Annotated in this window: 24 protein-coding genes and 1 pseudogene; 15 read left to right on the top strand and 10 right to left on the bottom strand. The window is 60.6% G+C overall.

Going from position 1 to position 25,125, the window contains the following annotated elements; genetic code table 11:
* Positions 1–43: 43 nt before the first annotated feature.
* Positions 44–1,585 (top strand): amino acid ABC transporter permease/ATP-binding protein, encoded by a 1,542-nt coding sequence (locus tag AC30D9_RS23745; RefSeq protein WP_490144983.1) that lies wholly within the window; start codon positions 44–46, stop codon positions 1,583–1,585.
* 269 nt (positions 1,586–1,854) lie between these two features.
* On the opposite strand, the gene AC30D9_RS23740 is transcribed toward AC30D9_RS23745, so the two are convergent.
* The 3 genes from AC30D9_RS23740 to AC30D9_RS23730 all read right to left on the bottom strand — a co-directional run bounded on the left by AC30D9_RS23740 (position 1,855) and on the right by AC30D9_RS23730 (position 4,454).
* On the bottom strand, positions 1,855–2,664 hold the full coding sequence (locus AC30D9_RS23740; RefSeq protein WP_490144982.1) for an isocitrate lyase/PEP mutase family protein: 810 nt from the start codon (positions 2,662–2,664) through the stop codon (positions 1,855–1,857).
* A 156-nt stretch (positions 2,665–2,820) separates the two neighbouring features.
* Entirely contained in the window at positions 2,821–3,825 is a 1,005-nt protein-coding gene (locus AC30D9_RS23735) for an aldo/keto reductase (RefSeq protein WP_490144981.1), read from the bottom strand.
* A 68-nt stretch (positions 3,826–3,893) separates the two neighbouring features.
* The gene (locus tag AC30D9_RS23730; protein WP_134923805.1) at positions 3,894–4,454 is read right to left on the bottom strand and encodes a PaaI family thioesterase; all 561 of its coding nucleotides are present in this window, start codon (positions 4,452–4,454) and stop codon (positions 3,894–3,896) included.
* Between the two features lie 62 nt (positions 4,455–4,516).
* Between AC30D9_RS23730 and AC30D9_RS23725 the strand changes: the two genes are divergently transcribed.
* Positions 4,517–4,969 carry a MarR family winged helix-turn-helix transcriptional regulator gene (locus tag AC30D9_RS23725; protein WP_490144980.1) on the top strand — a complete coding sequence of 151 codons (453 nt, stop codon included), beginning with the start codon at positions 4,517–4,519 and terminating at the stop codon, positions 4,967–4,969.
* 14 nt (positions 4,970–4,983) lie between these two features.
* On the opposite strand, the gene AC30D9_RS23720 is transcribed toward AC30D9_RS23725, so the two are convergent.
* Positions 4,984–5,976 (bottom strand): GntR family transcriptional regulator, encoded by a 993-nt coding sequence (locus AC30D9_RS23720; RefSeq protein WP_490145043.1) that lies wholly within the window; start codon positions 5,974–5,976, stop codon positions 4,984–4,986.
* Positions 5,977–6,305: 329 nt separating this feature from the next.
* Here AC30D9_RS23720 and AC30D9_RS23715 point away from each other — a divergent pair, with 329 nt between their 5' ends.
* The 8 genes from AC30D9_RS23715 (at position 6,306) to AC30D9_RS23680 (ending at position 14,100) form a co-directional block, all read left to right on the top strand.
* On the top strand, positions 6,306–7,682 hold the full coding sequence (locus AC30D9_RS23715; RefSeq protein WP_490145042.1) for an amidase: 1,377 nt from the start codon (positions 6,306–6,308) through the stop codon (positions 7,680–7,682).
* 41 nt (positions 7,683–7,723) lie between these two features.
* On the top strand, positions 7,724–8,602 hold the full coding sequence (locus AC30D9_RS23710) for a polysaccharide deacetylase family protein (RefSeq protein WP_176688144.1): 879 nt from the start codon (positions 7,724–7,726) through the stop codon (positions 8,600–8,602).
* Positions 8,603–8,630: 28 nt separating this feature from the next.
* A complete protein-coding gene (locus AC30D9_RS23705) occupies positions 8,631–9,971 on the top strand; it encodes an MFS transporter (RefSeq protein ID WP_490144979.1) in 1,341 nt (446 codons plus the stop codon).
* A 10-nt stretch (positions 9,972–9,981) separates the two neighbouring features.
* On the top strand, positions 9,982–10,743 hold the full coding sequence (locus tag AC30D9_RS23700; RefSeq protein ID WP_490144978.1) for an SDR family NAD(P)-dependent oxidoreductase: 762 nt from the start codon (positions 9,982–9,984) through the stop codon (positions 10,741–10,743).
* A 136-nt stretch (positions 10,744–10,879) separates the two neighbouring features.
* On the top strand, positions 10,880–11,629 hold the full coding sequence (locus tag AC30D9_RS23695) for an SDR family NAD(P)-dependent oxidoreductase (RefSeq protein ID WP_490144977.1): 750 nt from the start codon (positions 10,880–10,882) through the stop codon (positions 11,627–11,629).
* A gap of 13 nt (positions 11,630–11,642) precedes the next feature.
* Complete coding sequence (locus tag AC30D9_RS23690; protein ID WP_490144976.1) at positions 11,643–11,942, top strand: hypothetical protein; 300 nt, start codon at positions 11,643–11,645, stop codon at positions 11,940–11,942.
* On the top strand, positions 11,939–12,913 hold the full coding sequence (locus AC30D9_RS23685; protein WP_490144975.1) for a CobW family GTP-binding protein: 975 nt from the start codon (positions 11,939–11,941) through the stop codon (positions 12,911–12,913). The genes AC30D9_RS23690 and AC30D9_RS23685 overlap by 4 nt, the downstream gene beginning before the upstream one ends.
* Complete coding sequence (locus tag AC30D9_RS23680) at positions 12,910–14,100, top strand: ABC transporter substrate-binding protein (RefSeq protein WP_490144974.1); 1,191 nt, start codon at positions 12,910–12,912, stop codon at positions 14,098–14,100. Before AC30D9_RS23685 ends, AC30D9_RS23680 begins: the two co-directional genes overlap by 4 nt.
* Positions 14,101–14,214: 114 nt before the next feature.
* Here AC30D9_RS23680 and AC30D9_RS23675 read toward each other — a convergent pair.
* The 4 genes and pseudogenes from AC30D9_RS23675 to AC30D9_RS23660 all read right to left on the bottom strand — a co-directional run.
* Positions 14,215–14,466: pseudogene (locus AC30D9_RS23675) on the bottom strand (type 1 glutamine amidotransferase family protein); the annotation flags it as partial.
* Positions 14,467–14,530: 64 nt separating this feature from the next.
* Positions 14,531–16,384, bottom strand: a complete 1,854-nt coding sequence (locus AC30D9_RS23670; RefSeq protein WP_490144973.1) for an ABC transporter ATP-binding protein — start codon at positions 16,382–16,384, stop codon at positions 14,531–14,533.
* Between the two features lie 230 nt (positions 16,385–16,614).
* Entirely contained in the window at positions 16,615–17,145 is a 531-nt protein-coding gene (locus AC30D9_RS23665) for a DUF2867 domain-containing protein (RefSeq protein ID WP_459160340.1), read from the bottom strand.
* 117 nt (positions 17,146–17,262) lie between these two features.
* The gene (locus tag AC30D9_RS23660) at positions 17,263–17,928 is read right to left on the bottom strand and encodes a DJ-1/PfpI family protein (protein WP_490144972.1); all 666 of its coding nucleotides are present in this window, start codon (positions 17,926–17,928) and stop codon (positions 17,263–17,265) included.
* 81 nt (positions 17,929–18,009) lie between these two features.
* Between AC30D9_RS23660 and AC30D9_RS23655 the strand changes: the two genes are divergently transcribed.
* Positions 18,010–18,570, top strand: coding sequence for a TetR/AcrR family transcriptional regulator (locus AC30D9_RS23655; protein WP_490144971.1), 561 nt, complete (start codon positions 18,010–18,012; stop codon positions 18,568–18,570).
* Positions 18,571–18,651: 81 nt separating this feature from the next.
* Here the strand turns inward: AC30D9_RS23655 and AC30D9_RS23650 are convergent, their stop codons facing one another.
* The gene (locus AC30D9_RS23650; RefSeq protein WP_490144970.1) at positions 18,652–19,602 is read right to left on the bottom strand and encodes a GlxA family transcriptional regulator; all 951 of its coding nucleotides are present in this window, start codon (positions 19,600–19,602) and stop codon (positions 18,652–18,654) included.
* Between the two features lie 109 nt (positions 19,603–19,711).
* Here AC30D9_RS23650 and AC30D9_RS23645 point away from each other — a divergent pair, with 109 nt between their 5' ends.
* Positions 19,712–20,512 carry an SDR family NAD(P)-dependent oxidoreductase gene (locus AC30D9_RS23645; protein WP_490144969.1) on the top strand — a complete coding sequence of 267 codons (801 nt, stop codon included), beginning with the start codon at positions 19,712–19,714 and terminating at the stop codon, positions 20,510–20,512.
* A 26-nt stretch (positions 20,513–20,538) separates the two neighbouring features.
* Positions 20,539–21,303, top strand: a complete 765-nt coding sequence (locus tag AC30D9_RS23640; protein ID WP_134923818.1) for an SDR family oxidoreductase — start codon at positions 20,539–20,541, stop codon at positions 21,301–21,303.
* 244 nt (positions 21,304–21,547) lie between these two features.
* Here AC30D9_RS23640 and AC30D9_RS23635 read toward each other — a convergent pair whose 3' ends face one another.
* Entirely contained in the window at positions 21,548–22,426 is an 879-nt protein-coding gene (locus AC30D9_RS23635) for a LysR family transcriptional regulator (RefSeq protein ID WP_116832056.1), read from the bottom strand.
* Positions 22,427–22,557: 131 nt separating this feature from the next.
* On the opposite strand from AC30D9_RS23635, the gene AC30D9_RS23630 reads away from it, so the two are divergent.
* Together AC30D9_RS23630 and AC30D9_RS23625 are read left to right on the top strand one after the other, a co-directional pair.
* Positions 22,558–23,424: an alpha/beta hydrolase gene (locus AC30D9_RS23630; protein WP_490144968.1), complete on the top strand. Its 867-nt coding sequence runs from the start codon at positions 22,558–22,560 to the stop codon at positions 23,422–23,424.
* A gap of 126 nt (positions 23,425–23,550) precedes the next feature.
* Positions 23,551–25,119, top strand: a complete 1,569-nt coding sequence (locus AC30D9_RS23625; protein WP_490144967.1) for an ABC transporter substrate-binding protein — start codon at positions 23,551–23,553, stop codon at positions 25,117–25,119.
* Positions 25,120–25,125 lie beyond the last annotated feature (6 nt).

Below are 25,125 nucleotides of genomic sequence, written 5' to 3'. Positions count from 1 at the left end.
AAACCGCGCCCTCGATCGGGGGCGCGGCTTGCGCGAGGTGTCTATGCAATTCGATTGGGATTACTTTTTTTCGCTGTTCACCCTGGCTGACTTCTGGGCGGCGAGCCTGACCGTCATCGAACTGAGCACCCTGGCCTGGTTCCTGGGCATGCTGCTGGGTTTTGTCCTGGCATCGGCCAAACTGTCGAGCGTGCGCTGGCTGCGCATACCCGCATCACTCTACATCTGGTTCTTTCGCAGTATTCCGCTGCTGGTGCTGGTGGTCTTCGTCTACAACCTGCCGCAGTTGCTGCCCGGTGCCGGGCCGGTGCTGTCGGTGCCATTTTATTCCGGTCTGTTGGCGCTGGTGGTCACTGAGGCCGCCTACATGGCAGAAATTCATCGTGGCGGGCTGATTTCGATCGCCAAGGGCCAGAAGGAAGCGGGCCGTGCCCTGGGACTCGGGCTGCTTGGCGTGCAACGGCTGATCGTCATTCCTCAAGCGTTTCGTATCTCACTGCCGACGTTGATTAACGAATACATCACGGTGGTCAAACTGACCTCGTTGATCTCGGTGATTTCACTGACCGAACTGCTGACTGTCGGCCAGCGCCTGTATGCCCAGAACTTCCTGGTCATGGAGACCCTGGCGGCTGTGGGCCTGTACTACGTGCTGATCGTGACAGTGTTTGGTTTCGCCTTGCAGCGTCTGGAACGTTACCTGGACCTGAACCTGCGCACACCGCAAACCCTGGAGAACACCTCGACACAAGTGCTGCGTGACAGTCTGGCACCTAGGGTACCGAGCAAGGTCAGTCTCCCAGCCAAAGGTGCTGCCCCGGCCCTGCACCTGCAGGGCGTGCACAAACGCTACGGCGATCATCATGTGCTTAAAGGTATCGACCTGAAGGTGCAAAGCGGCCAGGTGATTTCCATCATCGGCCCGTCCGGCTCCGGCAAGACCTCGTTGATCCGCACCATCAATGGCCTGGAACGCATCGATCAGGGTGAAATCCTGTTGTTCGGGGAGGGTTTCATTAATGCCGAGGACAAACCGGATGGGCGTCGGGTTCGTCAGGGGGTGCAGCGCATCGGCATGGTGTTCCAGAACTTCAACCTGTTTCCGCACCGGACACTGTTGGACAACATCAGTCTCGCCCCTCGTTATCATGGCGTCAGCCGCGCACTGAGTGAGCAGCGGGCCTGCCAGTTGCTCGACAAGGTTGGCCTGCTGGCCCACGTTCACAAATATCCGCATCAACTGTCTGGCGGCCAGCAGCAACGTGTGGCGATCGCCCGGGCCATGGCCATGGACCCGGACATCCTGCTGTTTGACGAACCGACCTCGGCACTGGACCCGGAACTGGTCGGCGAGGTACTTACGGTGATCGCCGACCTGGCTCGCGAAGGGATGACCCTGCTGATTGTCACTCACGAAATGGAGTTTGCCCTGTCGATCTCTGACCGGGTGATTTTCATGGAAAACGGCAACGTGCAGCTGGATGCCTCGCCACAGGCGATCCGCGAAGGGCATGGAGCTCAACGGGTGCGACGATTTATCGGGTTGGAAGAGTCAGAGGAGGAGCGTTGCCTGTCGATGGGCTGAATCGAGCGTGTTGGGTCGCACGATCCGCGTTATCGTGGTCACATCGCTCTCGGACCAAGGCGTGCCCGCGCAATCGAACATTTTACCCTCGAAACCCTGGCAAAACAGGTCGATGGACTCGCCCATTCCCTGGGCACAAGTTAGCTGTGTCCGTACAGGTTTGGAGGCCGTTGCTTTCGGTGGTCCTAGCCCTGAAACCGGTGTAAGCCTATTTCAGAACTAGACACTTTCAATTCAGACTGGCGTTTGGCCTCGTCCGCGGGACAGCATTACTCGGTTTTCGCCGCCATCAAAGCGTTCAATTCGCCGTATGTGTGGGCTTTCAAGGTTTGGGTGTCGAGTTGGCCGTTGTCCAAGAAACTGCGGACCAATGCCCCCATGGCGCCGTGCAGAAACTCGGCGATGCTGGAGCCCGCACTGAGTCGTCTGACGCCCAGACGCTTCAATTCGTCGGGGGAGGGCAGTCCGTCCCGGGACAGCAGGTTGACTGGCAGTTTGGTGTCCCGGCAGATGGTGGCAATTTCGTTCGAATCGACCACGCCAGCGGCAAACAGACCATCCGCTCCGCTGTTGGCATACAGTGCGCTGCGTTTCAGAAGTTCCTCCAGACGTTGTTCGGTGGGAAACAGGTTTTTCAGGTAGACGTCGGTCCGTACGTTGATGAACAACTTGACGCCCGCCTGGTTCGCCACCTTTCTCGCGACGTCGATCTTGCGGACAAGCAGCTCTGGAGAGCCCAGGCCGTCTTCGATGTTGATCCCGACCGCTCCTGCGGTGATGACGGTGTCAATCACTTGGCCGACCCGCTCCAGGTCATCCGAATAGCCGCCTTCGATATCCACCGTGAGCGGTACGCTGAGCACCCGTACCATCGACTTGACGGTGGTACTCAGCAGGTCGAGAGGCAGCTTGTTGCCATCCTGATAACCATGCGACCAGGCCATGGCCGCGCTGCTGGTCGCTACAGCCTTGCCGCCCAAGCGTTCGACGATGCGCGCACCGCCCGCATCGGCCACATTGGCCAAGACCAGTAGTCCATTCTGATGCAGGCTGTGAAAAGCGTTGTCCAGGGTGGGCATGACAATTCAACTCCTTTGAAAGTTATGTTTTTTACGCTGAGGCGTGACCGGGCTGATGCTCAGGGCGACGGCTCCGTGGGCAGCGTGTCGAATGATTCTGTCCGCCGGCGTACTGGTTTTCCGCGCTTTCAATAGCACTTCTAGCCGAGTACCGCACTATGCCACGATCCGATCCGTGCTCTCGCCCCAGGGAATTATCGCCCGCGCTGGCGCCGAGGACGTCAGGATGCTTGCCGTATCGAGACGGCTGATCTGCTCGGAAGAAAGCTCGAGCGACAGCGCGCCGAGGTTGTCGGTGAGCTGGCTCATTGAGCGTGGCCCGATGATCGGCACTGCCCCGTGGGTGCCTGCCCAGGCAATGGCGACCTGACCCGCGCTGGCGCCGATCTCGCCCGCGATGGCAATGACGGTGTCGAGGATTTGCGTACGCTGCGCCGAATTCTCCGGCTGGAACACCCGGCCGCCCAAACCTTCGGCACGACCTTTCTCCCCTTGGCGGTACTTGCCCGTCAGCATGCCGCCGCCCAGCGGCGACCAGGTGACGATGCCAAGGCCCAGCGCGTGCGATGCCGGGAACAGGTCGGCTTCGGACTCGCGATGAACCAGGCTGTGCTCGAACTGTGCAGCCGCGATGGGAATGGTACGAGTCAGTTCGGCCAGGGTCACTGTACGGGCGAGTCGCCAGGCGGCGAAGTTCGAGAGGCCCGCATAGAGGATCTTGCCCGCGCGTGCCAAGTCCTCGAAGCCACGGACGATTTCCTCGGCTGGCGTGAGGCCATCGGGATGATGCACCCAGTAAATGTCAATCCGATCGGTCTTGAGTCGCTTCAGGCTCGCTTCCACGGAGGCGACCATGGCCTTGCGGCTGTTGCCGGTGACCAGCCGATTGGCATTCGGCTGCGCGCCGTTGCTGTACTTCGTCGCAATGACGAAATCTTCGCGCCGCCCCTGCAGCAGGATGCCGATCTGTTCCTCCGATTGTCCGAACTGGTAGACATCCGCTGTATCGATGAAATTGCCTCCAGCCTCGGCGTAGGCGTTGAAGATCGCTGTGCTGGTATCGGGGTCGGCGCCATGGCCCCAACCCGTGCCAAAGTTGCCCGTGCCGAGCGCTACCTGCGAAACCCGCAGGCCGGTCTTGCCAAAGGATGTGTATTTCATGACTTTCTCCGTTGATTGAGGCGGAACCACGAGGTTACTCAGTTCGGACCGGAGCGCAGAGAACAACGTCAGGCTTGCTCATGTGGACGCCTCGGGGAAGGTGCAGGGAAATCGAAGATCAAGCATGTCGTGGTGGCGTGCGCATACAGCTTGCCGTCGGGGCCAACGATTCGACCTTCAGCCGTGGCAATCCGACTTCCCGCATGGATCAATTTTCCCTCGGCGCGTACTAGCGGTACCGCGTCGGTCAAGGCGCGGACCATGTTGACTTTCAGCTCCAGCGTAGTGAAGCCCTTGCCTGCGGGTAAGGTCGAATGCACGGCGCATCCCACCGCCGAATCGAGCAGCGTGGAAAACCAACCGCCGTGCACGGTTCCCAGTGGGTTGTAGTGCCTTCGTTGCGGGCGACCTTGGAAGATCGCTGTGCCTGGTTCCATGTGAATGGGCAGGAAATCGAGCGTATCGCCGATTGGGGCAGGTGGTAGTTCCCCGGCAAAAATTGCCTGGAACAACTCCATGCCTGTCAGGCTGGTGATCTGTTTGTGCGTTGCGGCGTGGGAAGTGTTCCAGCGGGCACGAATCGCTTTTTCCTCTTCCTCCCACCGCGCAACGACCTGGTCAGCCTCCATCACGAACTCCTTCCTCATGCTAGATACTTGCATATGCAATACTTGTAGATACAATCTATACCATGAAAAAAATGACCAAGCCACAGGGTTGCACCAATCTGAAGATTCGCCAGCTCAATCGCATGGTGACGCGTCACTACGATCGCTATATCGCCGAGTTCGGATTAAAAAACACGCAGTACGCATTGTTGTCCCACGTCGTCCGACTGGGGCCCATTCGCCCGAGCGACCTGGCCAGGCGAATGCAAATGGAGGCTTCGACATTGACACGGAATATGCAGCCACTGGTCACTCAAGGCTGGCTGACGGTCGGGGCGGGTGGCGACGCGCGCAGCCGCCTTGTCCAAGTGACCGAAGCAGGACTGGAAAAGCAAGCCGAAGGACAGCGCGCCTGGAAAGAGGCGCAATTGGCACTTAATGAGCGACTCGGCGTGCATCGCGTTGCAGCGCTCCATGAGTTGCTGGATGCATGCATCGAGTGCCTTGATGACGAGCCTGAAATGTGTACGGACTGACTGGTAGACGATTTTCAGCTCAGTTTGGTCAGATACTCCGGTACTTGCTGCTCAGGTAGCACGGACAGAACTTTCAACCGCTGCAACATGCGTTGGCGGGCGCGGTGGAGGTGTTCCTTGAGGTTCAGTGCTGCTGCGTCGAATGCGCCATGCAGTAGCAGCTCTAAAATCAACCGGTGCTCGGCCAGCATGGCTTCGTCGGGGCCGAGGCCCAACTGACTGTAGAAAATCCGACTGATGATCCTGGGACTCTGTGCCTGCCGGATCAGCGTAGCGATCTTGCGATTGTTTATTCCGGCGAGGCAGTGGTAATGCAGGTCTTCTTCAAGCTGCTCGATGCATGCCAGGCTGCAACGTGGGGTGCTCTGTGCCTCTTTAACCCGCGCCAGCATGGCTTCCAGGGATTCCCGGCTAAGTCCCGGTGCGCTTTGGCGTAACGCCTCAGGTTCAAGGCACGCGCGCAGTTCGTAGTCTTCGGTGATCTCCCTGGCGGTGAGCGGGCCGGCCAACCATTGGGAGTAGGGTTCCTTTTCCACCAGGCCGCGGTCACGCAGACGCATCAATGCCTCGCGTATCACCGCCCGACTGACGCCGTAATGTTCGGCGGCCATTTGCTCGTCGAGTCGGTAGTGCCCGAAAGCGATACAGGTCGATAAGGCCGAACCAATCTCGTCGAACATCCGCTCGCCCAGCGGCCGGGTATCGACCAGTTCTTCGCTGCTATCAAGACCGAGTTGCTTGTGGGTTACGGCCAGCCGCAGTGGCTCCACTTCAACCCCCTTTGGGTTGACCAGATAACCACGACCATCGAATCGACTGATCAAGCCTTCCTTATGCAACAGGTCCAATGCTTTGCGCACCGGTACGCGGCTGGTTCCGAACAGGTCGGCCAGAGGCGCTTCGAGCAGGACAAGTCCTTGGGCCACCTCTCCATCAACGATGGCGTTGCGCAGGACCTGGCGGATCATGGCGTAGCGGGATGCAGTGCGGTAATCCTCGGCGGTCATCGATCTCATACGCTTCTCGAAAGGCGGGGGAAGATTCTCGCACAAGTCGGTTGTCACCGTGGACCACGTCCTTTGTGCGCGTTCCTGAGGCCGTTGTTACTGTTCTGCACCAAAACGGATGTTTTTTAATTAATACATTATTGGTGTTGCGAGCTGGTCCTGCATGAATGACGCCGCAAAATGGAATATCTATCCGTCTGCAAAGGTGTCTAGCCCGTAGGCTAGACGCGGATTGCTTTCGCTCGGGCGTTCCTTTAGCACTCAGTTTGGCATGCTATCTGCTCTACAAAACGTACATTTTAATAATGAATACGTTTTTGGTGGATCAGATGTCCTACGCCAGTCCTCAATTACCGCTTGAAGCCGATGCATTGGCGATGGCGGATGCATTCGCCTCGGGCAGCAGCGACCCGGTCAAGGCGTTGGAAGAAATGCTGGCCAAGGTGGCGGAAGTCGATGACGTGTTCATCTCTCTTTGTTCGGCGCGTGCCTTTCGCGAAGCCCATTCATCAGCCGCGCGCTGGAAGGCCGGACAGCCGGCAAGTGCACTGGATGGCGTTCCCATTGCTTGGAAAGACATGTTCGACGTCGCAGGCAGTCCAACTACCGCAGGCGCAGCCGTGCGCCGCGACATTACGCCAGCGCTGCTCGACGCCAATGTCGTAGGCCTGTTGGCGCGAGCCGGAATGGTCAGTGTCGGGAAAACTAACCTTAGCGAGTTTGCTTACTCGGGCCTTGGACTCAATCCCCATTTTGGAACGCCGCACAATCCTGTCGGACTCGACCAGCCACGCATTCCGGGTGGCTCGTCCTCAGGCTCAGCGGTCGCGGTCGCGGCGGGAATCGTGCCGATTGCGATGGGCACGGATACCGCTGGGTCTATCCGAATTCCAGCGGCCTTCAATGGGGTGGTGGGATTTCGCAGCAGTTGCAGGCGATATAGCCGTGAAGGTGTCTTCCCGCTTGCACATACCCTCGACAGCGTGGGGCCTTTGACGCGCAGCGTGCGCGATGCCTTGGCTATCGACGACATCCTGTGCGGGCGTACGAAGCCGACCTCACTCATCCCCCGCGGTCTGGCAGGGCAGCGTTTTTGGGTCGACCCGTCGGTCCTTGATGATCCACGCGTAGAACCTGCGGTGCGTGACAACCTGCTGAACTGCTTGCGCGTGTTGAAAGGTCACGGTGCGCAGATTGACCTGCGGCCGTCGCCAGCCTTTCAAGCGACACTTCAGCTTATCGAGCAGCAAGGCTGGCTTGGCGCCCCTGAAGCTTTCGCGCTGCATCAGTCGTTGCTCGACAGCGATGCTGCTACCCGACTCGACCCGCGCGTGCGGCGCCGTCTGGAAAGCGCACGTACATTCCCCGCCAGCCAGTTGGTCAACCTCTACAGCGCACGCGACCGGCTGCAGCAACAAATCGCCGATGAGCTGGATGGGGCGTTTTTGATTACGCCAAGCGTATCCCATGTCGCGCCACCCCTGGCGCCATTGGAGGCCGACGACGAACTGTTCGTGCACACCAATCTCGCGACGTTGCGCCTGACCATGCCCGGTAGCTTGCTGGATCTGCCGGGCGTGTCCCTGCCCAGCGGCTGCGATGCGCTCGGTTTGCCTACCGGCATGTTGATTAGCGCGCCTGCGGGCGAAGACTTTCGATTGTTGCGCGCGGCGCTGGCAGTGGAAGCCGCGTTGCGCCAGCCCTGAAAAATCCCACGACTGATTGATAAATCCGCAGGAGAACAATGATGGCTAAAGAAATTCTGTGTGCCTTCGGCGTCGACGTAGACGCCGTGGCAGGCTGGCTGGGCTCTTATGGTGGTGAGGACTCACCCGACGATATTTCCCGTGGTCTGTTCGCTGGCGAAATTGGTGCCCCGCGTTTGCTCAAATTGTTCGAGCGTTACGGCTTGCGTACCACTTGGTTTATCCCCGGCCACTCGATGGAAACCTTTCCCGAGCAGATGAAGGCGGTGGCCGACGCCGGCCATGAAATCGGCGTGCATGGCTACAGCCACGAAAACCCGATTGCGATGACCGCCGAGCAGGAAGAAATCGTGCTGGATAAGTCCATCGAGTTGATCACCCAGGTCACCGGCAAACGACCCACCGGCTACGTCGCGCCGTGGTGGGAATTCAGCAAGGTCACCAACGAGCTGCTGCTGAAAAAAGGCATCAAGTATGACCACAGCCTGATGCACAACGACTTCCACCCCTACTACGTGCGCAAGGGCGACAGCTGGACCAAGATCGACTACAGCCAGCACCCCGACACCTGGATGAAACCCCTGGTGCGCGGCGAAGAAACCGACTTGGTGGAGATCCCGGCCAACTGGTACCTCGACGATTTGCCGCCGATGATGTTCATCAAAAAGGCCCCCAACAGTCACGGTTTCGTCAACCCGCGCCACCTCGAGGAAATGTGGCGCGACCAGTTCGACTGGGTCTACCGCGAACACGAATACGCGGTATTCACCATGACCATCCACCCCGATGTATCCGGTCGCCCGCAAGTGCTGCTGATGCTTGAGCGTCTGATCGAACACATCCAGAGCCATACCGGCGTGCGCTTCGTCACTTTCGACGAAATCGCCGATGACTTTATCCGCCGCCAGCCGCGTACCTGATTCCCACCCACCTTCCGAGGCGCGATTCATGTCTATCTACAACAAGCTTGACCTGACTGGCTGGAAACCCCGGCAACTGACGTCCCAGGAAGTCCGCTTCGCCACCTGGATCGCCTTCTTCGCCTGGGTGTTTGCGGTGTATGACTTCATCCTGTTCGGTACCTTGCTGCCCGAGATAGGCCGGCACTTTGGCTGGAGTGAAGTGGAGCAGGCCGAAATCGCGACCTGGGTGGCGGTGGGCACCGCTGTCGTTGCGTTGGCCATCGGGCCAATCGTCGACAAGCTGGGGCGGCGCAAAGGGATTATCTTCACGGTGGCCGGTTCCGCCCTGTGCTCGGCGCTCACCGCGATTGGCGGGGCGTGGGGCAAGTCGCCGCTGATTCTGATCCGTTCGTTGGGCGGCCTGGGCTATGCCGAAGAAACCGTCAACGCCACCTACTTGACCGAGTTGTATGGTGCCTCGCAAGACCCGCGGCTGACCAAACGTCGCGGCTTTATCTACAGCCTGGTGCAGGGCGGCTGGCCAGTCGGTGCGTTGATCGCGGCGGGTTTGACCGCGCTGCTGCTGCCAATCATCGGCTGGCAGGGCTGCTTCATCTTCGCCGCGATTCCGGCGGTGGTGATTGCGATCCTGGCGCGCAAGCTCAAGGAGAGCCCGCAGTTTCAGATCCATCAGCGTATCACTGAGTTGCGTAAAAACGGCGCGGTGAAAGAAGCGCAAAACGTCGCCGTGACTTACGGCGTGGACTACGACGAACACAGCAAGGCCGGCCTCAAGGCCGCGTTCCGTGGCCCGGCCCGTCGCGCCACCTTGGTGATCGGCGCCGCGCTGTTGCTCAACTGGGCGGCGATCCAGGTGTTCAGCGTGCTTGGCACCTCAGTGATCGTCAGCGTGCACCACATCTCGTTCGAGAACTCGCTGATCATCCTGGTGCTGTCGAACCTGGTGGGTTACTGCGGTTACCTCAGCCACGGCTGGATGGGCGACAAGATTGGCCGCCGCAACGTGATCGGCCTGGGCTGGATGCTCGGCGGCCTGTCGTTTGCCGGGATGCTGTTCGGCCCGAGCAATATGGGGATGGTGGTCGGGCTGTACAGCCTGGGCCTGTTCTTCCTGATCGGGCCCTATTCGGCGGCGCTGTTTTTTATCAGTGAAAGTTTCCCTACCAGCATCCGCGCCACCGGTGGCGCGATCATCCATGCCATGGGCCCGATTGGCGCGGTGGTCGCAGGGTTTGGCGCCACACAGGTGTTGTCCGCCGGCAGTGACTGGCAGACCGCCGCACTGTGGTTCGGTGCCGTGCCGTGCTTCTTGTCCGGTGCGCTGATGTTCGCCGCACGCCACGTGCGTCCGGAAACCGTTCAGTGAGGATCTTCAGATGAGCCGTAAAGTTGCCTTGATTACCGGTGCCGCCAGCGGCATCGGCCAAGCCCTCGCTGTGGTCTATGCGCGCAATGGTGTGGCGGTCGTCGGCGGGTATTACCCGGCCGATCCCCATGACCCGCAGACCACGGTGGCCTTGGTGGAAGAAGCCGGTGGCGAGTGCCTGATGTTGCCGCTGGACGTGGGCGATACCGCCTCGGTGGATGCACTGGCCGAACACGCCGTGCAGCGCTTCGGCCGCCTGGATTACGCCGTGGCGAACGCTGGTTTGCTGCGTCGTGCACCGTTGCTGGAAATGAGCGATGCGCTGTGGGACGAGATGCTCAACGTCGACCTGACGGGAGTGATGCGCACCTTTCGCACGGCGACTCGGCATATGGGCGAGGGCGGAGCGTTGGTGGCGATTTCGTCGATTGCCGGCGGCGTGTATGGCTGGCAAGAACACAGCCATTACGCAGCGGCCAAGGCCGGCGTGCCGGGCTTGTGTCGTTCGCTGGCGGTGGAGTTGGCAGCAAAGGGCATTCGTTGCAATGCGGTGATCCCAGGGTTGATCGAGACGCCACAGTCACTGGATGCGAAGAACTCTCTCGGGCCGGAAGGCCTGGCGAAGGCTGCGAGGGCGATCCCGTTGGGGCGGGTAGGGCGCGCGGATGAAGTGGCTTCATTGGTGCAGTTCCTGACCAGTGATGCGTCGAGTTACCTGACCGGGCAGAGCATCGTCATCGACGGTGGCCTGACCGTACGCTGGCCCGACTGACTGTACTCAATTCAAATGTGGGAGCGGGCTTGCTCGCGAATGCGGTGTTTCAGATAAATCAGGTGTGACTGACAGACCGCATTCGCGAGCAAGCCCACTCCCACCTGGGACCTGTGTTTGCTTCAGGAGATTCTACATGCCTCAACTTACCAACCGCCGCGCCGTCATCACCGGCGCCGGCAGCGGTATCGGTGCCGCCATCGCCCGTGCCTATGCGGCTGAAGGCGCGCGCCTGGTGCTGACCGACCGCAACGCTGGCAGTCTCACCGAAACCGCGATCACCTGCCGCAACCTCGGCGCCGAAGTGGTGGAGTGCCTCGCCGATGTAGGCACCGTCGAAGGCGCCCAGGCCGGTGTCGACCGTTGCGTCGAGCACTTCGGCGGCATCGACGTTTTGGTCAATAACGCTGGCATGCTCACCCAGGCACGTTGCGTCGACCTCACGATCGAGATGTGGAACGACATGCTGCGCGTCGACCTTACCAGCGTATTCGTCGCCAGCCAGCGCGCCTTGCCGCATATGCTCACCCAGCGCTGGGGGCGGATCATCAACGTAGCCTCGCAACTGGGCATCAAGGGCGGCGCCGAACTCACCCATTACGCCGCGGCCAAGGCTGGGGTCATCGGCTTCACCAAGTCCTTGGCGCTGGAAGTCGCCAAGGACAACGTACTGGTCAATGCCATCGCTCCGGGGCCGATTGAAACACCATTGGTCGCCGGGATCAGCGCCGACTGGAAACGCGCCAAGGCCGCCGAGTTACCCCTGGGCCGGTTCGGCCTGGCGGACGAGGTGGCGCCCACCGCTGTGCTGCTAGCCAGCGAGCCGGGTGGCAACCTGTTCGTTGGCCAGACCCTCGGCCCGAACTCTGGCGATGTCATGCCATGAGTGAGGTGTAGCCATGTGTGGACTCTGCGGTTTGCTCGGCGAGGATCTGCACTGGAGCGATCCCCTGGGCGATGAGCTGCCCAGGCGCCGCGAACGCCTGCGCCGCATTGCTGCGATCAATCAGGTACTGGCGGTGTTCCGGCTCAAGGTCGAAGACTTTCAGGGCGCCTCTTACCTGCTGCTCGGCGCGACCGGCAAGCAGGAGTTGGCGAGTGGCCTGGATCAACTCTGGCGAGCGGCCGAAACCATGCTCGGTCGCCCGTTGGATCCCCTGGACCCGCGTCTGTTGGATTACTTGGAGTCAGCCGTATGAGCATCGCTCTCAATGTCATCACCGGCTTTCTCGGCAGCGGCAAAACCACCTTGCTCAAGCGCCTGCTGCAAGGCGAAAGCCTCGGCGATACGGCTTTGCTGATCAACGAATTCGGCGACGTCGGCATCGACCACCTGCTGGTGGAAGAAGTCGCCCCGGATACCGTGCTGTTGCCCAGTGGCTGCGTCTGTTGCTCGATTCGTGGCGAACTCAAAGACGCATTGCTCGGCCTGTTGCAACGCCGTGAGCGCGGCGAAATCCCGGCGTTCAAACGGGTCATCCTGGAGACCACCGGCCTGGCCGACCCGGCGCCGATCCTCGCCACCTTGAACAACGACGCGCAACTGCGCGGGCGTTTTCATATCGGCCTGGTGATTACTCTGGTGGATGCCAGCCACGCCACTCTGCAAGAACGCTTGCATCCGGAATGGCTGGCCCAGGTCGCCGCCGCGGACCGCTTGCTGTTGAGCAAGACCGACCTGGTGGAGGACTGCGCCCCACTGCGCATGCACCTGCAAGCGCTCAATGCCGGTACGCCGGTCCTCAATACCTGTGACGTCCACAGCGGCGATCAACTGTTGCTAGGTGAAGGATTGCGCAGCGCCGAACCGACAGTGGAAGTCAGTCGCTGGCAACTGCATCGCAGTATCAGCGCCACTCACGGCGCCGCGCAGGTGTGCAGCCTCACCTTCGACCAGCCGTTGGATTGGGTCGGCTTCGGGGTTTGGTTGTCGATGCTGTTAAGATGCCACGGCGAACGAATTCTACGTGTCAAAGGACTGCTCAACGTGAACAGCAGTAACGCCCCGATCGTCATTCATGGTGTGCAGCATTGCCTGCATGCCCCCGTGCACTTGCCTGCCTGGCCGGGCACGGATCGGCAGTCGCGCCTGGTGTTCATCCTGCGTGGTCTCGACCCTGCGCTGCTGCGGCGCTCCTTTGCCGTGTTCTCTCAGCGGTTCGCCGCATGATCACACTCCGCGTCCTCGGCACTTCAGTGACCTTGCTCGAATGCCTGCGTGTTCGTGCCGAACAGGAATTGGGCATTCACCTGGTGTACCAGGTGCACGATGTCGAGCAGGCCCAGCGCATCGCGGTGATGCAGCCCGACAGCTATGACCTGTACGATCAATGGTTCCATAACGTCGACTTCGTATGGCCGGCCCGGGCGATCCAGCCCATCGACACGCGGCGCATTGCGTTGTGGCATGAGATCAACGACCTGCCCAAGCGCGGTCGCCTTTGCGCGAATGATCGGTTGGGCAGTGGCAGCGTGCCTAGCGAGCGCTTGTTCGTGCAGCACGATGGCAGCCTCGGCAGCACGGTCACCGAGCGCATCAGCATGCTGCCCCTGACCCATAACGCCGACAGTTTTGCCTACCGTCCCGAGCGCCTGCCCGAGGGTTTTTGCCATGGCAACGAAAGCTGGGGCTGGCTGCTGGACCCGGCCTGGCGCGCGCGCACCGCACTGCAGAGCGACGCTGCCATCGGTGCCCTGGATGCCGCGCTGGCGGTGCAGGGCGCGGGACTGGCGCGCTTCAAGGATATCGGCAATATGAGCATCGAAGAGATCGATGTGCTGGCCGATATTCTGGTGCGCAAACAGAAGGAAGGCCACTTTGCCGCGTTCTGGTCCGATGACGAGGAGGCCGCGCAATTGATGCTCAGTCCGAACATCGATATCCAGAGCCTGTGGTCGCCGACGTTGATGCGCCTGCATCGCGCCGGGGTGAAATACCGTCTGGCGGTGCCTCGCGAGGGTTACCGCGCCTGGTTCGGCGGTTTGTCATTGTCGCGCCACGCCCAGGGCCCGGTGCTGGATGCGGCCTACGCCTACCTCAATTGGTGGTTGTCCGGCTGGCCCGGCGCGGTGATGGCGCGCCAGGGTTACTACATCGGCAACCCGGCGCGCAGCCGCGACCATCTGAGCAGTGCCGAGTGGGATTACTGGTACGCCGGTCAACCTGCGCGGGAGGAGTTACTGGGCAGTGATGGTTTGCCGCTGATTGACATTGGTGACGTGCGCGATGGTGGTTCCTATGAGCAGCGCATGGGCCATATCGCCGTGTGGAACTCGGTGATGGATGAGCACAACTATCTGGTGCGTCGCTGGGGCGATATTTTACGGGCGGGAGTGAAAAACTCCCCCAGACGGTGAGTTTCCAACCTGCACGGTCAACGAAGAGCCGGAGAAATCAAGCGTTTCCTGTCGGTCGTGGCCGTCAGAAGTCTGCCATGAACGGCCACTCAAAACCCTCTCAGGACGAAGCAGTCACCCATGTTCCGCTGCCAACATTGACCTGAATTGACAAGTGACTTCTGCAGATAGCCCGGCGCTTTCGAACACTGCGCAGGTGAAGCTAACGGGTGCGGGGCCTGGAGCCGTTATGATGCGGTCTGCGACCACGGCTACCGGGCTGCTTCGATAAAGCGCCTGCCCTGCATAACCTACGGCATTGTGTTGCAAGAACTCTGCGCTGTTCGAGGTATGAGCAACCGTGTCGAGCAAGCCGGCCCTCGCGACGAAAAACGGACATCAAGGGCTGCTTCGGGCGGTCAATGATCGCCCAAAACGCCCACGCCCATGCCTATTCCACCGCCTCAACCACGCCCTGATCCTCGCCCAGAAATCCGCCGCTCTGGTGATGCCACAACCGCGCATAGGTACCGTTTTTCCCGAGCAGTTCCGTGTGGGTGCCTTGTTCTACGATGCGCCCGTCATCCATGACGATGAGCCTGTCCATGGCGGCAATCGTGGACAGGCGATGGGCGATGGCGATCACGGTCTTGCCCTGCATCATGACATCGAGGCTTTCCTGGATGGCTACTTCGACTTCCGAGTCCAACGCGCTAGTGGCCTCGTCCAGCAGCAGGATCGGGGCGTTCTTGAGCATCACCCGGGCAATTGCGACGCGTTGACGCTGGCCGCCCGAAAGCTTGATACCACGCTCGCCGACCAGGGTGTCGTAGCCGCTATGGCCATGCTGATCGCTCAGTTGGCTGATGAAGCCATCGGCCTGGGCGTTGATAGCGGCGCTGCGGATTTGCTCGTCGGTTGCATCGGGGCGACCATAGGCGATGTTGTCGCGAATGGAGCGGTGCAGCAGGGACGTATCCTGAGTGACCATGCCGATGGCGCTGCGCAGACTGTCTTGCGTGACGTGCGCGATGTTTTGCCCGTCGATGCGAATCTCTCCGCTGTCCACATCATAGAAGCGCAACAGCAGGTTGATGAGCGTGGATTTTCCGGCGCCGGAGCGACCCACCAAGCCAATTTTTTCCCCCGCGCGGATGCTCAGGCTCAGCCCGTCGAGCACCTGGCGTTCGCCGTTGTAATTGAAGCTCACGTTGTCGAAGGTCACCGCTCCGCCAGTGGTCACCAGCACTTTCGCATCCGGCGCGTCCTGCACCTTGGGGCCACGGGTCAAAGTGGCCATGCCATCCTGCACGGTGCCGATGTTCTCGAACAGCGAGGTCATTTGCCACATGATCCAGTGCGACATGCCATTGATGCGCAACGCCATGGCGGTAATCGCCGCCACGGCACCCGCGCCGACTTCGCCCTGGTGCCACAGCCATAGGGCATAGCCGCCTGCGCCCATGATCAACGCGACCACCAGTGCCTGGTTGACGATTTCGAATTGGCTGACCAGGCGCATCTGGCGCAAGCCGGTCTGCTTGAAATCCTCCATTGCCGCGCGGGCGAAGTGGGCTTCGCGTTTGGAGTGCGAGAACAGCTTCACTGTGGTGATGTTGGTATAGGCATCGGAGATGCGACCGGTCATCGATGACCGCGCATTGGCCTGTTCCTGCCCGACTTGTCCCAGGCGGGGCACGAAGTAGCGCATGGCCAGGCCGAACAACGCGACCCAGGCAATGAAAGGCAGCATCAGCTTCAGGTCGAAGCCGCCGGCCAGGGCGATGATCGCGATGAAGTAAACGCCGATCCCCGGTGCGATCTCGATGACGGTGAACAACACCTCGCGCACCGACAGCGCCGTCTGCATCACCTTGGTGGTGACGCGTCCGGAGAACTCATCGGAGAAGAACGAAAGGCTTTGTCGCAGCATCAATCGATGGAAGTCCCAGCGCAGCCGCAACGGTAGGTTGATCGCCAATATCTGGTGCTGCACCATCGTGCGCAACGCGACCAGCCCAATACTGGTCAGCAATACGATGCCGATGCCCCACAGCACGCGACTTTCCTGTATCGCCGCATCGCCGCCGGCCTGCCAGGTCGACAGCAGGTCCACGACCTGCCCGAGGAAAGAAAACAGCCAGGCTTCGTAAACCGACACAGCGGCACTCAGTAGCGCAAGCGCGAGAATATAGCCGCGAGCGCCGCGGGTGCAGGCCCAGAGAAAGCGCGCCAAGCCTTCAGGCGGTGGCGGTACTTCGTCGGGCGGGAAGGGGTCGAGCCATTTTTCAAACGTGCGAAGCATGGTGGTCTCCAAGACGATCCAGTGAGGAGATTCTGGCACGCATGGGCTGCTTTGAGGGTTTTGTGAGGGGAAAGGGTTAATCGCCCAGGACATACAGTCCATTGGGTACTCTTCCGTGCGTGTGTCCAATTCATTAATGTGGGCCGTTCAGCAGGGCGTTGTGGGATCAACCTCTGCTGTTCGCGACGGGTGGAACTCGGCCAAAAGCGGGCGGTATGGCCCCTTACTCCTTAGGGGCAGGTAGCCAGCGGCCAACCAACGCGCGCTGCACGCAGGAGGCTGGCCTTAACAACCAAGCGGTGAAAGGGGGCAATAACGAAGATGTAGGCCCGGCCTAGACGGTTGTGGCAGTGGACCACGGTTGAAAAAACGAGTTGGCGACTGCCTTCTGGCTCTGCCTCCTCAGAACAGAGGATCGATATCCGGAAGTCGAGGTGCTTGTCATCCTCTCCCAACACGATTTCAGTCTGGTTCGTGCTGTAGACCTTGAAGATTTCAATCCGATTAGCCAGTGTTGCCAAATGCCTGGCTGTCTTGAGACCAAAACAGGCAACGATAGTGTCTCGGACGTTCATGAGCCATCCGATCCAGGCTGGCTGGTGGGAAAGGATGAATCGAGCCAGCAAATCCGGATCGCTGGAGGTGCCCGCAGGGAGCCGAATCGCAAAAGCGTCCGCCAGGTTCAGCGACTTGTAAAGGTGGGTGATGCCGGACCTCGAGGGGACTGGCACAGACATGATGAGCTCAAATTCCCGGGGCATCGGTGATCTCTCCTGAGTTCCAACTACTGATTGGACGACATGCCATGTCGCGTTCCTTTGCGGTGGTTTATCGATGTCCACGCCTTGAGGCCCAGGGCCTCGCTGAGTGAGCGTGGATTAACTGGATGTTGTTGAGGCGCGAACTTCTCCTTGTCGGAGACTGAGCCCGATCAAGGCATCATAGAGCGCTTGCTGCCCGGCTGGTAGAACAGGGAGCAACGTCGCACGGCGCTTGTCGACACCGAACCAGGACTCAACCAACCATCCCACCAGATAGAGTGCCGAAAGGCATCCGCCAGCGGTTGCCACGTTCCCTTGGCATACAAGTGGCTGGTCCATGGGCTCAAGCCCCAGAGCCTGCAAGCTCGATCGCGCATCCGGGTGTGTGGTTGCCTGGCCGTTGAGCAGCCCAAGCCGTTCGAGAATGAAAGCCCCGGCGCATATGGAGCCGATTCGCTGGCGCCTGGGGTCAAGTTCAAATGACGGCAGGAAATCCGGCGCGGCAAGTGCAGCGGGTATCCCTTCCTTGCCGCTGACGAACAATACCGCGTCGGCACTATTGGCTTCGCAAAGCGGACCGTGCACCGAAACAGGCAGGCCATGCACCGATCGCACGATAGCGCTAGAACCCAATATTCGGACGTGCCAGTCCTGCGTGTTGCGGCCTAGAATGTCCCACATCAGGAATAGGTCGATATCGGTGAATTGGTCGAAAGCAACCAGAACGATTTTCTTCAAGGCGAGCTCCATGAAAAGTGCTGGCGTGCAAAACGCAACGGCCATCTTTGCTGGTGTTCGCAGCGTATCAATCGGTTGTGCACCATACACAGTCTGTATGGCCCCAGATCTGGAGCGAAATAACGGGTGAGAAAACTAACGCGTCACCATTGGATCGCGGCAGGTTTTGAGGCCCTCGACCAAATAGGGTATATCGGTGTTTCGGCCGAGAGTCTATCGCGCCGGTTGAATGTGACCCGCGGATCGTTCTATCACCATTTCCGCAATCGCGAAGATTTTGTCCGCACCTTGCTGGCCGCTTGGGAAGAAGACTACACCGAGCGCATGCTCGCTTATGCGGCGCAGGGGCGTAGCGCGGGCGAAACCTTGCAACGCTACTTGAGTATTGCCGCGGAGAAACAACCTGGGCGGGAAGTTTCCATCCGCGCCTGGTCGTTGCACGATCCATTGGTAGGCGAGTTTCAGCAGCGTGTTGACACAAGACGACTGGACTTCGCGATACGGACATGCCGCCGCCTGGTCCCTATGCCAGGCCAGGCAGAAGTGATTGGCCAGGTGGCCCATCTGTGCCTGATTGGTGGTCAACAGGCAGGGCTGCGGCGTGATGCCGCGCGCTTCAACAGTTTCCTGCATGGAGCCTTTTCACTTTTCGAAGGCGTTCTTGCACCGTGGCGGCCTAAGTCGTGAGCTGAAATTCCGCCACAAGGTTGGAAGCTGTCGAGTGAGTGGATGCAACTGAAAGAAGCGTGAAGTCTGGCTTCGGACAGATCAAATGTTCACTCCGCGAACATCTCGACGTATCGCCTGGGGAGGAACGCCAAAGCCGCGAATGAACACTTCGCGCATATGGCGTCGATCACGAAAACCGGTTTCCTTGGCGACCACGTCCAGTGAATGGCGGCTCTGTTCGATCATCACCCGTGCGGCCTCCAGGCGCAGACGCTCGATGGCCTTGGCCGGAGATTGCCCGGTTTCCGTCGTGAACACGCGAGTGAACTGCCGCGGGCTGAGGTGCACGGCCTCGGCCAGACCCTCAACGCTGAGTGGCTTGTGCAGGTTCTGCCGGGCGTAGTTCAGTGCGTTCTGGATACGGTCGGATTTCGGAGCGAGGGTGAGCATCTCCGAGTGCTGCGATTGCCCGCCCGAACGACGCTGGTGCATGACCAGCTTGTGCGCCACCGAACGTGCCACTTCCGGGCCCAGATCCTTCTCCACCATCCCGAGGGCCAGATCCAGGCCGGCAGTCATGCCGGCGGACGTCCAGACGTTGCCATCGATTATGAAGATGCGGTCATCCTCGACGCTGATCTGTGGATACAGACGACGCAGTGCCGCGCCATAAGCCCAGTGAGTAGTCGCGCGACGGCCATCGAGCAGGCCGGCCTGGGCCAGCACGAAGCCTCCAGTGCAGATACCGGCGACGCGGCGCGCCTGCTGCCCGGCCTGGTGTACGAATGCCAGGGCTGCCTCGCTCGGCGGCGTTTCCAAGGGCTTGTTGACCCCGACAATCATCCAGGTGTCCGCCAGGCCAGGGGTGTTCAGAGCGCGGGTTTCGATACCCAGGCCCAGGGACGAGCGCACGATACCGCCGGCGACGGAGAAGAACTCTATGGAATAGAAGGGCGCCTCGGCCACGATGTTGGCGTACTCGAAGACGGTCTGGGTGGCCAGCGACAGCACCTGGAAGTCGTCGGAGAGCAGGTAGCCGATTCTGTGCATGGTCGGATCTCATGTTGGTCGTGTCCTAAAACATGACTGTATACGTCATTTAGGTCTTGTCCAATCCTCGCCATGATGTGTCCCAAGCCACCCCACTTGGAGACACAACATGAGCAACGCATCCAAAGGCACCGCACTGGTCACTGGTGCATCGTCGGGTATCGGCGCCCTCTACGCCGAGCGCCTGGCCCAACGTGGTTACGACCTGATCCTGGTCGCCCGTAACCGCGAACTCCTGAACGACCTGGCTCGCCGCATCACCGATGACACCCAGCGCGTGGTCGAGGTGCTGCAGGCCGACCTGGGCGATGCCCAGAGCCTGGCCAGTGTCGAGGCCAAGCTCAAGGAAGACGCGAGCATCACCCTGCTGGTCAACAACGCCGGCATCGGCACCCACACGCCGCTGCTCGACAGCGACGTCGGCCTGATGACCCGGATGATCAGCCTCAACGTGACTGCACTGATGCGTTTGAGCTACGCCGCCATCACCGGATTTGTCGAGCGTGGCAACGGCGCCATCATCAACATTTCCTCCATCGTCAGCATCGCCCCGGAGTTGCTCAACGGCGTGTACGGCGGCAGCAAGGCTTTCGTCACCGCTTTCAGCCAATCGCTGCATCACGAGCTGGCCGACAAGGGCGTGCGCATCCAGGCCGTGTTGCCAGGGGCGACCGCCACCGAGTTCTGGGACAACGGCGGCCTGCCGCTGGAGCACCTCGACCCCGCCATTGTGATGCCGGCCAGCGCCCTGGTCGACGCCGCGCTGATCGACTTCGATCGCGGCGAATTGATCTCCATTCCCTCGTTGCATGACGCCAGCCAGTGGCAGGCCTACGAGTCGGCGCGCAAGGCCATGTTCAGCAAGCTTTCCAGCAACCAACCCGCGCCGCGCTACAGCGCCGAGCGTTGATCAACCCCCTCATCAGGAGAGACAGCATGAAACTCAACGGCAATACCATCTTCATCACTGGCGGCACCTCGGGTATTGGTCGCGGCCTGGCCGAAGCCTTCCATCAACGTGGCAACAAGGTGATCATTGCCGGCCGCCGTCAGGCCCTGCTGGACGAGATCGCTCGCGCCAATCCCGGTATCGACACGGTGGTGCTGGACATCAACGATCCGCAGCAGATCAAGCAGGTGGCGCGGCAGGTGATCGAGCGTCACCCCGACCTCAACGTGGTGATCAACAACGCCGGCATCATGCCGTTCGACAACGCAGCCTCGGGCGATCTCGACGACGAGCAGGCGGTTGGCCTGCTGGCCACCAACCTGCTCGGCCCGGTGCGCGTCAGCGCGGCCTTCGTCGAGCACCTCAAGCGTCAGCCGGATGCCACCATCATCAACAACAGCTCGGTGCTGGCGTTCATTCCGATTGCCGTCACCGCGCTGTACTCGGCGACCAAGGCGGCCATTCACTCCTACAGCCTGTCGCAGCGCTTCATGTTGCGCGACACCAGCGTCAAGGTGCTGGAAATCGCACCGCCATGGGTCGACACCGATCTGATCCACAAGAGTGGCGACCCGCGCGCCATGCCGCTGGATGCCTTCATCGCCGAGACCCTGGCCAAGCTGGAGACGGCGACCACCGAGGTGATCGTCGATGGCATCGCCGCGCTGCGCGCCAATGTCGGGCCGAATGAGTACGCCCTGGTGGAACAGTTCAACCAGTCGATCATCGACAATCCCATCCCCGTTGCCTGAGCCCTGCGCCCGACCTCACTGGGAGGTCGGGCATTTTGATGTTTCTGCTGCTTGCCTTCGTCAGCCTGCGCTTCTCCGAGTGGCGCGCCCGTGTGCAGGTACCCGCGCCCGGGCTGCGCTGATCAGCGGCTGCCTCTTACACTGGTAATCTCGCACGCCATACTCTGCCAAAGAGCGGCCGCCAGGGGCGCAGTTCACGGCCTTTCCCGATGACAGACGTCCATGAGCCGCGCTAAGGGAAGGATTACGTTGCCACCGCCGACATGAGCAACTTGCGAATTTCCCCTGTAATCGCACTTTTGGTGCCTTGTTCCAATATTCCCACCCGGCGTACCGCCAGGTCGCCCGGCAACGGCAACACGCGCAGGCTTGGGTCTTTGTGCCAGTCGAAGTTTTTCAGCAGCGGCACAATCGCCACCCCGACTTGCTGGCGCACCAGGTCGGCGATTCCGATGATCGAGTTCAGTTCCAGGATCTCCAGCGGTTCGACCGATTCACTCTTGATGATCGACTGCACCTTGCGACCCACTGCCGTGGACCTGTCGTAGCGAATAAACGGCTGGGTTCTCAGCAACTCCACGGCGTCGTCGATGCCGGCGGTCTGGGTGGCATTGGCGAGCATGACGATCGGTTCGTTGTAGAGCAGGGTCCAACTCATGCCATCGAAGTTTTGCCGCGCAGTCTCGATCAGCAGCGCGGCGTCGAGTTTGGCGGCCTGTACCAGGTTGACCACTTCGTCGGAACGGGCGGTCATCAGGTTGACCGATATCCTGGGGTGCAGTTTTTTCAGTTGCACCAGGCAATTGGCGAGCAGGCCCATGCCAGAGGTAATGCCGCCGATCGACACTTCGCCCTCCATGGCTTCACCATCGGGGGCTTCGGCGATCATTTGCTCGTAGTCCGCCAGCAGACGCTTGGCCTTGGGCAGCAATAACACACCATCGCGGCTCAGCTTGATTTGCCGCTGGCTGCGGTCGAACAGCGGCCGGCGCATTTCCTCTTCGAGTGCGCGCATTTGTTGGCCGACGGCGGCGTTGGTCAGTGCCACGCGGTCGGCAGCGGCGGCAAAGCTGCCGTACTCGGCGACGGCGATAAACGTCTTGAAAAAACGAATGTTGCTCATGGGTCAACTCGCAGCCATGGGTAGAGCTTGATCGTAAAGGTTTTGTTTGTCCTGGATAAAGTTTAATTAGTTTTTCTTTTTATAGCGCCCGGCCAATACTCAAGTCCGAACTGACTCGGCGAACTTTCCAGATGAGCAATCCAGATACCAACCCCATCGACGTGGCCTTGCGTGCGGCCAAAAACGTGTATCACCTCGGCGCTACCACGGTGTACTCGCACCACGAGGACAGCCGTTTTGCCTACACCCTCTATGTGCCCGAAACCATTGAAGACAGCTCCCGGACCGTGGATCTGGTGGTGTCGCTGCACGGCTCGACCCGTGCGATGGAGATTTATCGCAATGGCTTCGCGGAGTTTGGCCGCTGGAACGATTGTGTGATCCTCTCGCCACTGTTCCCCGTCGGCGTGCTGGGTGACAGCAACGGCGATGGCTACAAGCAACTGGTCGAGGGCGATATCCGTTACGACCAAGTATTGCTCGACATGATCGCCAGCGTCGGCAAGCGCTACGGTCGTCGCTTCGATACCTTTGCACTGTTCGGCTATTCCGGCGGCGGGCAATTCACCCACCGGTTCTGCTACCTGCACCCCGAGAAACTCTGGGCGGCGTCCATCGGTGCGCCGGGCTCGGTGACCTTGCTGGATTTCGAGCAGGACTGGTGGGTCGGCGTGCGGGACTTTGCGACGCGCTTCGGCAAACCGTTGAACCTGCAAGCCTTGCAGCAACTGCCGGTGCACATGGTGGTCGGCGATTCAGACCTCGAAACCTGGGAAATCACCCATCGCGAAGGGGGCAAACACTACATGGCCGGTGCCAACGCTGCCGGACGCACGCGCCCGGAGCGCCTGGCCAGCTTGAAGGCGAGTTTCGAAGCCGCCGGCGTGCAAGTGCACTTCGATCTGTTACCCAACGTCGCGCACCAGGGCATCAAGGCCATGCCGGCTGCCCAGGACTTTTTCGCCAAGGTGTTGCGCCGCAAGCGCAGCCTTGGCTGATACACCGCTGGTAGATGCACTCAGAACAGGCCGTACAACAATAATCAAGGATTCACTCATTCTGATGCCGGTCCTGCCTTGGCTCCCGCCACTGACCGGAAAATTTCTTCAAGGAGTCTTTCTCCCGTGAATAGTTACGTAAAGACGGCACTGGCCGTCGCGATGTCGGCGTGCACCTTTTCCATGGCCGTCGCGCAAGACAAGGTCATCAGCGTTGGTCTCAATGGTGATATCCGCAGCACCGACCCGGGCGTCAACCGCGACGACAATACCGATGCGGTGATGATGCATATCGTCGAAGGGCTGGTGGCGTATCGCGAAGACACCAGCATCGCGCCGATGCTGGCCAGTGCAGTCGCTGTCTCGCCGGACGGCTTGCGCTACACCTTCAGCCTGCGAGACGGCGTGCACTTCCAGAATGGCCAATTGTTGACGGCCAAGGATGTGCAATGGACCTGGCAGCGCTACCTGGACCCCAAAACCCAGTGGCGTTGCCTGGCGGAGTTCGACGGGCGTGGCGCAGCCAAGATTGTCGACGTCGCCACCCCTGACCCGAAAACCGTGGTGTTCACGCTGGACCAGGCCAACGGCTTGTTTCTCGCCGCGATGGCTCGCCCGGATTGTGCCGGCAGCGGCATCCTGCACCCGGACTCCCTGGCCGCCGATGGCAGTTGGCGTGCACCGATTGGCACCGGGCCGTTCACCCTGGGCAAATGGCAGAAGGGCCAGTACGTCGAACTGGATCGCTTCAAGGAATACACGCCGCGTGCCGAGGCCGAGGCGGACGGGTACACCGGCAACAAGCAGGCGTTTGTCGACAAGGTGCGTTTCCAAGTGATCCCCGATTCGGCCTCGGCCAAGGCCGCGCTGCTCTCGGGTGGTGTCGACCTGCTGCCGGACGTGACGGCAATGGACGCCGCACAACTCAAGCAGGACAAGAATCTGCAGATCCAGGTCAGCCCGATCATGACCATCAGCGGCCTGCTGTTCCAGACCCGTGACCCGTTGCTCAAGGACGTGCGCATTCGTCGCGCGGTGGCGTTGTCCCTGGATTACGCACAGATGGTGGCGGCCTTGTCCGATGGCTTGTCGGTGGTCAACAACTCGGTCATCCCCACCGCCAGCCCGTACTACGACGACACTGCGCGCCAGGGCTACACCTACAACCTCGACGAGGCCCGGCGCCTGTTGAAAGAGGCCGGTTACGGCGGCGAAAAAATCCGCATGCTGGTCAACAAGCGCTACCCGCAGATGTTCGACCTGGGTTTGCTCAGCCAGGCGATGACTCAGGCGGCGGGGCTGAATATCGAGATGGAAACCCTGGAGTGGGGCACGCAGCTGGAGCGCTACCAGACCGGCAGCTACCAGATGATGTCGTTCTCCTATTCGGGGCGTTTCGATGCGGCGCAGAGCTACGAATCAGTGATCGGCGACAAACAGAAGGAGCCGCGCAAGGTCTGGGACAACCCCGAAGCCTTGGCGATATTGCGCGAGGCCCAGCGTGAGGTTGACCCCGCCAAGCGCCAGCCGCTGTTCGACAAGCTACACACCTTGATGCTCAAGGATGTACCGATGGTGGTCATCTACAACGGTACCGCCATCGGCGCGATGGGCAAGCGCGTTGAAGGTTATCGCTCCTGGCCCGTTGCCAAACCGCGCCTGTGGGGCGTGAAGCTGGCCGACAATTCCAAGTAAGGCGTA

The sequence above is a fragment of the Pseudomonas sp. DF11 genome (genome assembly GCF_058148565.1).
Note: the sequence above shows the minus strand (reverse complement) of the source record. Positions and strands in the feature narration are given on the sequence as shown.